This window comes from Chrysanthemum yellows phytoplasma (assembly GCF_000803325.1).
In the GTDB taxonomy this organism is placed as follows: domain Bacteria; phylum Bacillota_I; class Bacilli_A; order Acholeplasmatales; family Acholeplasmataceae; genus Phytoplasma; species Phytoplasma asteris.
In genome coordinates this window covers 1-1,841 of the sequence record NZ_JSWH01000018.1, presented here as the reverse complement: position 1 = coordinate 1,841, position 1,841 = coordinate 1, and the positions used below count along the sequence as shown (strand labels likewise).

Below are 1,841 nucleotides of genomic sequence, written 5' to 3'. Positions count from 1 at the left end.
ATTATAAAATTATCACTTTTGTTATTTGCTCGTTTTTATTAAAACGCCTTATTTAATATTTTTTTTGATTATAGTTTTTCTTTTTGGCTTGCCTATTTTAAATTTATTATTTTTGAATCATTTGTATTTATTAAAAGAAGCATCTTTGAGAAAAGTTTTTAATTTATCACTTTGAGGGTTGTTAAGGATTTGTTGTGGAGTTCCTTCTTCTAAAATTATGCCATCTGCCATAAAAACAATTCTATCAGAAATTTTTTGAGCAAATGCAATTTCATGAGTTACTAAAATAATAGTTATTTTTTCATGAGTTAAATTAGTCATAATATCAAGAACTTCTTTAGTTAATTGTGGATCCAAAGAAGCGGTAGGTTCATCAAATAAAATTATTTCTGGATTCATACATAAGGCTCTTGCAATTGCAACCCGTTGTTTTTGTCCTCCTGAAAGTGTTTGAATGCTTTGAGATGCTACATCTAAGAGTCCTACTTTTTGTAATTTTTCGCGTGCTATTGTTTGTGCTTCTTCTTTGCTTTTTTTAAATACTTCTGTGATTGCCAAAGTGCAATTATTCAAGACATTTTTGTGGGCAAATAAATTGAAATGTTGAAAAACCATGCCAATTTTTTTTCTTAAATTATACACATTATATTTTGGATTTAAGATATTTGTGCCTTCAAATAAAATAGTGCCAAAATCAGGTTCTTCCAATAAATTAAGACATCTTAAAAGAGAAGATTTACCAGCTCCTGAAGGCCCTATTAAAGTAATAATTTCGTTTTGTTTGATTTTTAAATTAATGTCTTTTAAAACAACTTTAGTGCCATATTTTTTTTGGAGATTTGTAATTTCGATGATATTATGCATTTTTATTACCTAATTTGGTTTCTAATTTTTTTAAAAGATAAGAAGAGATGAAAATTAAAATTATATATATTAAAGATGCGTTGATTAAAAAACCAAAATTATTTGATGTTCTATAATTGTTTTTGCTAAAAGTAAAAATATCTACAACTGTAATTACATAAAAAACACAAATATCTTTGATATTTAGAATAAATTCATTGATAATTCGCAGTAAAGATTGATGGATTACTTGAGGACATATAACGCGTTTAAAAGCTTGCTTGCGAGTCATTCCTAAAGCTAGGGATGCCTCAATTTGACCAGGGTCAAAAAAGGACATATTTTTAATCATAAATTCTGCTAACATAGCGCAAGAATTAAAAATAAGGATAAATAGTGCGGCTTGAAAAGGTTCTAACCATTCAAAATAACCAATTCTTCTAAGTCCATAAAAAACAAGCATTGCTTGTAACATCATAGGGACACTTTTAACAAAAAAGATATAAAAATATAAGATAATATCTATTGTTTTGTAAAAATATCTCTCATAAAATCTTATTCGTTTCTTTTTTCTGATTCCTTTGATATAAAGGAGCCATAAAGATAACAAAAAAGCCCCTAATGTTCCTAAAAAAGCAAGGCTTATAGTAGTACAAATTACATTCCAATATGAGGGTAGATTATTTATAAATAAATTATAGCAGTTTTTCATAGGATCGTTCCACAGTTTCTTCCTTTTTTGTATATTTAATTGTATTTTTTGATATAATTTTATACAATTTTACTTAAATTATTTGTTATTTTCTTTGGTTTTGATGTAAGATAATAAATTTCATAATATTTTTTAAAATTCACTTTGTGAATTAGTTAATTTAATGGTTATTTAATTTATTAATGTTTTTCAAAAGAAAAAATATTTCATTTAAGTTTTAATGTCTTTATTATAACACATTATTTGTTTGGTGATGGTGTTTTTTTTACATAATTATTGTTTTTTG

2 protein-coding genes are annotated in these 1,841 nt (G+C 25.3%); both read right to left on the bottom strand.

The genetic code is table 11. The features are described from left to right. Positions 1-117 precede the first annotated feature (117 nt). Positions 118-864, bottom strand: a complete 747-nt coding sequence (locus tag OL66_RS00380) for an amino acid ABC transporter ATP-binding protein (RefSeq protein ID WP_034172022.1) — start codon at positions 862-864, stop codon at positions 118-120. Then, a complete protein-coding gene (locus OL66_RS00375; RefSeq protein WP_034172021.1) occupies positions 857-1,555 on the bottom strand; it encodes an ABC transporter permease subunit in 699 nt (232 codons plus the stop codon). Before OL66_RS00375 ends, OL66_RS00380 begins: the two co-directional genes overlap by 8 nt. Positions 1,556-1,841: the final 286 nt, after the last annotated feature.